Source organism: Flavobacterium sp., from assembly GCF_027531705.1.
Taxonomy (GTDB): Bacteria; Bacteroidota; Bacteroidia; order Flavobacteriales; family Flavobacteriaceae; genus Flavobacterium.
In genome coordinates this window covers 1-8,122 of the sequence record NZ_JAPZSP010000015.1, presented here as the reverse complement: position 1 = coordinate 8,122, position 8,122 = coordinate 1, and the positions used below count along the sequence as shown (strand labels likewise).

At 28.6% G+C, this 8,122-nt stretch carries 9 protein-coding genes; all 9 read left to right on the top strand.

Translation table 11 applies throughout. The features are described from left to right. Positions 1-218: 218 nt before the first annotated feature. Positions 219-704: a hypothetical protein gene (locus O9267_RS05335; protein ID WP_298176894.1), complete on the top strand. Its 486-nt coding sequence runs from the start codon at positions 219-221 to the stop codon at positions 702-704. A gap of 197 nt (positions 705-901) precedes the next feature. After that, positions 902-2,416, top strand: a complete 1,515-nt coding sequence (locus O9267_RS05330) for an RNA-directed DNA polymerase (RefSeq protein ID WP_298176892.1) — start codon at positions 902-904, stop codon at positions 2,414-2,416. A 161-nt stretch (positions 2,417-2,577) separates the two neighbouring features. Further along, on the top strand, positions 2,578-3,180 hold the full coding sequence (locus O9267_RS05325; RefSeq protein ID WP_298176890.1) for a hypothetical protein: 603 nt from the start codon (positions 2,578-2,580) through the stop codon (positions 3,178-3,180). 195 nt (positions 3,181-3,375) lie between these two features. Next, positions 3,376-4,056 carry a hypothetical protein gene (locus O9267_RS05320; protein WP_298176888.1) on the top strand — a complete coding sequence of 227 codons (681 nt, stop codon included), beginning with the start codon at positions 3,376-3,378 and terminating at the stop codon, positions 4,054-4,056. A 137-nt stretch (positions 4,057-4,193) separates the two neighbouring features. Then, positions 4,194-4,685 carry a hypothetical protein gene (locus tag O9267_RS05315; protein ID WP_298176886.1) on the top strand — a complete coding sequence of 164 codons (492 nt, stop codon included), beginning with the start codon at positions 4,194-4,196 and terminating at the stop codon, positions 4,683-4,685. A 7-nt stretch (positions 4,686-4,692) separates the two neighbouring features. Then, entirely contained in the window at positions 4,693-5,046 is a 354-nt protein-coding gene (locus tag O9267_RS05310; RefSeq protein ID WP_298176884.1) for a hypothetical protein, read from the top strand. Between the two features lie 190 nt (positions 5,047-5,236). After that, complete coding sequence (locus tag O9267_RS05305; protein WP_298176882.1) at positions 5,237-5,698, top strand: hypothetical protein; 462 nt, start codon at positions 5,237-5,239, stop codon at positions 5,696-5,698. Between the two features lie 177 nt (positions 5,699-5,875). Next, positions 5,876-6,601, top strand: a complete 726-nt coding sequence (locus O9267_RS05300) for a phytanoyl-CoA dioxygenase family protein (RefSeq protein ID WP_298176880.1) — start codon at positions 5,876-5,878, stop codon at positions 6,599-6,601. Between the two features lie 194 nt (positions 6,602-6,795). Further along, positions 6,796-8,122: AAA family ATPase (locus tag O9267_RS05295; RefSeq protein ID WP_298176878.1), on the top strand; the 1,327-nt coding region annotated here is incomplete at its 3' end.

The window sequence follows — 8,122 nt, the reverse complement described above, 5'->3', positions numbered from 1 at the left end:
AAAAACCGATCTGCCAACAGCAGTTACAAGAAATTGCTAGGTATGGGATTTATCAGAAATGGTAATTGTTGAATCAAAGTTTTGTCTATATTTGTAATTGTCAGTGAATGAAGACGCAACTTCTTGTAGCTGCCAAACGTTAGCAGACAGCTTACGCGAGCAGAACTAAAACTGAACTTTCACAAGAAAAAAAAGTAAAAAAAAATCAAAATAAGTTAATGGAAAAAATTACACTAAAATTAAAATACATTGGTTTTTATCAATTAGTTGGCGGAATAGTTGGAATTTTAAATACTATCCGATTTCTTCCAAATTTAACTCAAGTCAATGGCGGAATATTTCTAATCTTACTGCTAATATTTGCTTTGTATTCTTACTCGATTTATTGTGGGTATTTGTTAATCAAAAAGCGAAATATTAAAGGAATAAATTATTCTATTTATAATCAATTAATTCAAATCATTGGTTTTGGTGTTTTGGGTTTTGCTTTTCATTTTACTGCTGGAATATATACCGGAATAAAACTAAACTTAACAAACGATACCATTTTAACTTTTATGTTTGGTCATAGTGCCGCTATGATTAATATAAATAGTAATCCTGAATTTACAGAATTGAGTTTGAACATAATTGCATTAATTTTATTGAATTTAATTTTGAACTTAAAATCGAAAATTGAAAAAATCGAAGAAGTAGAAAATTAAAGAGAATTTAAAAACTGAATAAAAAAAGCCGTCTGCTAACAGCGGTTTCAAGAAATGGCGAGGCACGGGATTTATCAGAAATTGGAAAGGTTATTAATTGAAAGTTTTTGTTATATTTGTGAAGGCTTGGTCTTGGTTCATCGCCACTTCTCGAAGCCGCAAAACGTTAGGCAACACCTTAAAACAACTCCCTATAAATGACAAGATACATTGAATACATAGAAAATATTTCTGCATTGGAATTATATGAAGGGCTAGTTGGTTATGGTCTTTTTACAAGTAAATTTCCAGACTTCCTAACTAGTGAATCGTTTTTAACTTATTCTCAAAATCCAAGATTTCCAAATCAAACAAATGAAAGAGATTACGTTCGTTATTCTGGAATGAGAAACATTAATGTTCCTAGACCACTTGCAATCCCTGATCCATTTGCGTATGCAAATCTTTGCAAGTATATATCTAGTATATGGGGAAATATAACAGACCATTTTAGAAATAAAACAAATACAGAAACGCATAAAGTAAGTCGAATTCATATTAGAAAATTTCATAATAAGAATGGCCTTTTTGAAATGAACTATAAGAACTTTTATATGGATGGCGATCCAAGACAAGATATAATAATCAAAAGCAAATATGTAGCGCATGCAGATATAGCAAACTGTTTCCTGAGTATTTATAGCCATAGCATTTCATGGGCTTTAGTAACTAAATCATATGCCAAAGCAAATCGCAACTCTGGCTTATGGTTTAATTTGCTTGATACATACACTCGTAATGTAAAATTTGGAGAAACCAATGGTTTATTAATTGGTCCACATGTTTCAAATTTAATTTCTGAAATTATCCTTACTTCGGTAGATCATGAATTAGTTAATCAAGGTTTTATTTACGTTAGGAACATTGATGATTATACTTGCTATGCAAAAAGCCATGAAGAAGCTGAAGAGTTCATTAACACTTTAGCTCATGAGTTGAAAAAATATGAACTAACTCTAAATTCGAAAAAGTCAAAGATATTACCACTTCCAAAAGCTGATGTTATAAATTGGGTAACTAAATTAAATCATTTTAATTTCACCAATACTTATGCAGCACCAGGTGGCAAACAAGGAATAAGAGTTAAAGAGTTACAAGGGTTTATTGATTTTAGTATTGAGCTAATGCTTGAAGAAGGAGGAGATGCATCAATAATAAATTATGCAATTCAAATTCTATCAGGAAAATATCTAGGAGTTGGTGCTACAAATTACCTTGTAAAGACAATTCATCATTTGGTTCTACTCTATCCTTATCTTGTAAACTATTTAGATGAATATATTTTTGTGCCACATTCTATTAGTGTAAATGAAATCCAAAAAATAGCAAAAGATATGTATGAATACGGCATCCGAACTAAAGTATATGAAGCTTGCTCATTTTCCATCTATTGGGCTTTAAAACATAATTTTAATTTAGGCATTACAACTATGAAAGCTGACTCGATTGCTTCAAATGATTGTATTTTTACTTTACTAAGTTTTAGATATGATAAGAGACATTATACAAGAACATATCTAAATGAATATAAAGATCATGCTCGAAATCTACAGAGTTCAGATTTTCATCAACATTGGTTATATATATACGAAACACTTCCTCTTAATGAGCAACTGAATGAATACAAGAATATGAAAAGAAATGGTGTAACTTTCATAAAGAACGGATTTTAAAGGCGTCGCCTAACAGCAGTTTGGCGCAATAGCTAATTTGTTCTACACTCCTATTTTTCTTCCCGAAAATGTTTATCTTTAACGGAAAAATAATCTTTCGCTGGCTTCGCTACTGCCGCCAAGCTGCGAAACGTTGGCAGTAATAATCAGAAACCGCAATAATGAAGACAATTATCTTACTTTTATCATTCTTTTTTCTTGGTTGCAATCAAAATGAAAATCACATAGATAATATTGAAATTATAGATTATAGACGCAATTTTGATTCAAATTTTGATTCAAAAATTCTAACTACAAAATATACAAATATTTTAGGCGATGGAAAAGCGGAATCGTATGGTTTTCTTATTAATGAAGGCAGAAGCAAGTTTTTTAAGTATTATGTAAATAAAGAATTATTAGATGAAATCGCTATAAAAACTTTACATTCAGATGAAAAATACTTTCTAAACAAACAAGAGGATTTTGCAGATGAAATTTTTTGTGGAATTGACTCATATACGAGATTTCGAATAATATTTGACAACAAAAAAAGTATCACATTTGTTTACTCACATAGAAAGTTAAAAACAGAAAAGTATTCTGATTTTAAAAAACTAAATCAAGAATTTGAATCAAAGAATACTTTAAAAACTGAAATTGTAAATAATGACACGCTAAAATTACTTGATTTAAAAAAATCGTTTGAGCAATTCGCATCAGATTTTAAAGAAGAAATAATTTTTCCGAATAAAATTGAGAAACCAAAATTTAATAATAAATAAAGAATAAAATTACTACTGCCAACAGCCGTTTCACGAAATTGCGGGGTTTGGGATTTATCAGAAATGGTAATTTTTGAAACTAAATTTTGTCTATATTTGTAATCAATAGTGTTGAAAATCCGCAACTTCGTGAAGCGGCGACACGTTAGCAGCAAGCTTGTGCGAAAAAATCGTAAATAAAAGAAAATCAGAAAATTGGACATAGAAGTTAAAACATATTCTACTCTTTATAATTTAGTCGAAGCGGACGAAAATGAACACGAATTAAAGAAATTAGCAATTCTTTTTTTGGAAGCTATGAATGATTGGCCTGCATTTAACCAAGATTTTATTTCGGAATATTTACAAGAACTTAAAGATTATTTTGGCTTTCCTATAACTCTTGAAAAAATTGACTCAAAAAATAAAGTTTTTGACGGAAAAAATGGTTGGAAAATAGAATCAGGAAGTTCAATAGCCGAAATGATTGAGTTTTCTAAATTATTTTTAAACGAAATTGAGTTTGAAGTGATAATTCAAAATATACTAAACTATTATAACAACGAGTTCAAAAAAGTAGACTTTATTGCAGAATTAAAATATTTAGCAACTGAACAAAATGGAAGAAAAACTTTTGCAAAATCGGGTTACAGACCACAAATAAAGTTTAACTTTTCAGAGCAACAAACTTCAGGAATACAAACATTTATTGACAAAGAAATTGTTATGCCAGGAGAAAATGTGTTGGCAAAAATAAAAATTTTATCGCCTAATTTCTTTGCAAATTTATTAAAAGAAGAAATGAATTTTGAATTTAATGAAGGTTCAAAATTAATAGGAACTGGAAAAATTAAATATATTATTAATGATAAACTTGAATATAAAGCCAGCTGCTAACAGCAGTTACAAGAAATTGCTAGGCTTGGGATTTATCAGAAATGGTAATTGTTGAATCAAAGTTTTGTCTATATTTGTAATTGACAGTGAATGGAGTACGCAACTTCTTGTAGCTGCCAAACGTTAGCAAACATTTTATGGAAATACTAAAACTTTCAGAAATTATTGGTCAAGAAATAGTTGAATTGAAATTCCATTATTTACCTGAAAACGAATATGGATTACAATCTTTCCATTCATATATAAAACTCAAAAATGAGACAATTATAGGTATTCCCAATTTTGACGATAATGAATATTTGAATTTAGATCAAGAAAATTTGAATTATTATAAAACGATGTTTGAAACTGGACAACCTTTAAATCATGAAACATCTAGACAATTAATAATCGGGCAAAAAATTACAGATTTTTATTTCTGTTATTATGAAAATGAAATTGATTTTGACTTTTCTGCATTTATAAAATTATCTAATAATTATTACTTATCAGAACATAATTTCGGACCAATAGGTATTACCGATGTTGACTTAATATTATTCGATGAAAAAAGATTCAACAATGAAATAGAAAGATTGAAAAATATCAATGTAGATGTTCGCTCATTTTCAAAAACTAATCACATCTAATAACATAATGAAAGAACTTTACCCTGAATTAATTGACTACATTTTTCAGTACTGTTGGGAATATTATTCCGAAACAGAAAGGAAAGCTAAAGATCATTATTTTGGTGACTTTAAATTTGGAAAGTATGCCGATAACATTCATCCAAAGATTGACAAGGCAAAGCAAAGATTTTTAACAACAGATATCGAGGCGTTAAAATTGCTAGAAAATGGTTTTCCAGAGTTTGTAAAAAATACCGCTACTAGAATTTATTTAGAACACGGAAAGGAGTTTGATTTAAATTTATGCGCAAAATGTGGAAAAATAGCACGAACTCCTGAAGCCAAACAATGTCGATTTTGTGGAAATGATTGGCACTAAAAAAAAAAACGTTTGCTAACAGCAGTTACAAGAAATTGCTAGGCTTGGTTTTTGTCAGAAAACATTTTGGCAAATCAAAGTTTTGGTTATATTTGTAATTGACAGTGAATGAAGTACGCAACTTCTTGTAGCTGCGAAACGTTAGCGGTAATTTTACAAAAAAATGAGCTAAAACAATACTTTATAAAAAATGAAGAAAATATTTCTAATTTTTATTTTAACCGTTTTGCAAAGTTGCAATGAGAAATCGCAGGATAAAATTCGAGAAATGACCAACCAATATTCTTTTAATGCTGACATTTCTAACTCAAATAAAATACTTATTAGACACAAAAAGAATAACCAAACTGAATCTAGTAGAAATGATACATGCTTTGACAATATAAATACCCTTAAAGCCGAAAAATCGAAACAAATAAACGCTTTTAAAACCTTATTTGAGAATTCTGAATTTATAGATTATTACTGTTGTCCAAAAACAAATTATTGTATAGATTTTTATAAAGGTTCTAATAAAATAAATACCTATTTTGCAGACACTATAGAATACAAAAATAAAATTAGAATATTTGAAAAAAGCTACCAATTCTCCTACTTGGTTGAAAAAGAAAAATGGAAAAGTTTTTTAAATAAAATTAAAAACGAAAAATAAAAAACTACCGCTAACACACGTTTGTGCTAATGGCTAGGTAATTTTTCATCAGAAAAGAATCCGCCGAATCAATTATTTGTGTATTTTTGGTTTGGCTAGTAATCAAACTACGCCACTAGCACAAGCGCGAGAACGTTGGGAGACAGCAACTCGCAACCGTGAAAAAAGAACAGAAAAATGAATCGAATTCAAGAAATAAATTCAGAAGGATTTACAATAATTAATAAAGTTTATAGCGAAACCGAAATTGAGAAATTAATTGGTGTAATCGAAAAAATCACTGAAAATAAATCTGAAAATTCAACATTTAGAAAATCGGAAGATTTATTCGCAATCAGACAATTTTTAATTGAAATTCCTGAAACTTTAGATATTATTTTAAACGAAAAACTAAAGGAAATTATAAAGACAAATTTTGGAAGTGATTATTTTATTACTAAATCAATATATTTTGATAAACTAGAAATGTCAAATTGGTTTGTGGCTTATCATCAAGATTTGACAATCTCTGTGAATAAGAAAATTGAACTTGAAAATTTTGAAAATTGGACAACAAAACAGAATCAATTTGCTGTTCAACCTCCAAAAAATATTCTTGATGAAAATTTTACTATTAGAATTCATCTAGACAAAACAACTAAAGAAAATGGTGCGCTTAAAGTTGTCAATAAATCTCACGCTAAAGGAATCCGTAGAATAGAAAATGTTGAAATAAATGCAGAAACCGAAAGTTTTTGCGAAGTTGAAAATGGCGGAATAATGATTATGAAACCCCTACTCTTTCACGCATCAAATAAAACAACAAACAACGAAAGAAGACGTGTAATACATATTGAATTCAGCAATCAAGAATTGCCAAAAGAATTGGAATGGAATGAAAGAACTAATTTTAACGTGAATTAGATAACGTATATTGCCGATCTCCCAACACACGCTACAAGCAATTTGGGGATTTGGCTTAATTTGAAATTGGTTTTGTATTTGGAATATTTGGCAAATCCGAAAAATGGGCTTAATTTAGCCCCAAACTGCTTATAGCGCGGGAACGTTGGTGGCAACTGTAAGAAAAATTCGTAAAAAAAAGAAAATCCTTGTAAATGAAAACAGAAATAAAAATCATACTTGAGGAAGGTTCTTCAAATAAAGCTAAAGGAAATTGTTTTGAAGTGCTTATTAGAAATTTACTTGCAATTCATCAATATGATATTAGAGGAAATATAAACTTTTCAGGAATGGAAATTGACTTAATTGCTAAACACAAACATAAAGATGAAATTCTTTATGTAGAATGCAAAGCAAAGGAAAAAGTTAGTTCGGATGAATTAAGTAAATTCTGTTTTAACGTTGAATTTCAGGAGGCTGATTATGGATATTTTTTTAGAACACAAGAATTAGAATATCAAGCTGGTGCGCTATTAAGTGAAATCAGAAAAAAAACTAAATATAAAAATTTAACTTTTTTTGAACCATCTGATATTATTCAAATGCTTTCTGATGCAAATAAAATTTTTGAACCAATATCAAAGTTAAATTCATTTACAATTTCTAAAAAAATACTAGCAGTTACACATTTTGGTGATTTTTTAATCTATTTAGTAGATGAAGCTAATTTATTTCCAACAAAATTTATTGTTGTTAATGCTAATAATAATTCGTTAGAAGTAAAAAAAGAAACTGTAGAAATAATTGTAAAGCGCATAGATGAGTTAAGTAAGCTAGAAGCAATAACAAATTTTATTGAACCTATAAAAAAGAATGAATTAATAAAAAAAGAGGTCGTTGTTGAAACTATATCAGAAGTTCAAGAAAGTGAATATTGGTATGATTATTTACCCGCTTCTTCAACAAAAAATCATTTTGTTGGGAGAGATTTTATTAGAACACAAATTTTAGATTTTTTTAAAGAAGTTCAAACTGACAAAACACATAAGAGAATTTTTTACTTAAATGGAAAATCAGGTTGGGGAAAAAGTTCTTTATTACTTGAAATTAAATCACGTTGTGAAAATAAATATTATAAAAATAAATTTTTCACACTTGCCATTGACACTAGAAGTGCATTGTCTGATAATTTTGTTGCTTTATCATTTGAAAAACTTATCAATAAAGCAATAGAAAAAAAATTTATTAAAAAGACTATTTTCAGCAAACAAGTCAAATTTACTTCAAATTTAGATTTACTATCATCAGAATCGATAGAAGATTTATTTCAATCACTAAAAGCTGAAAACAAATATCTAGTGCTAATTTTTGACCAATTTGAAGACGTTTTTAGAAAGCAAGATTTATTTAAGTCCTTTTACAAGTTCTTAAGTGATGTCACAGATAAAAAACCAAATTTAATCGTTGGTTTTTCTTGGAAATCTGAATTTTTCATACCAAATGATGACCCAGCATATTATTACTGGCAACAAGCTAAAGAAC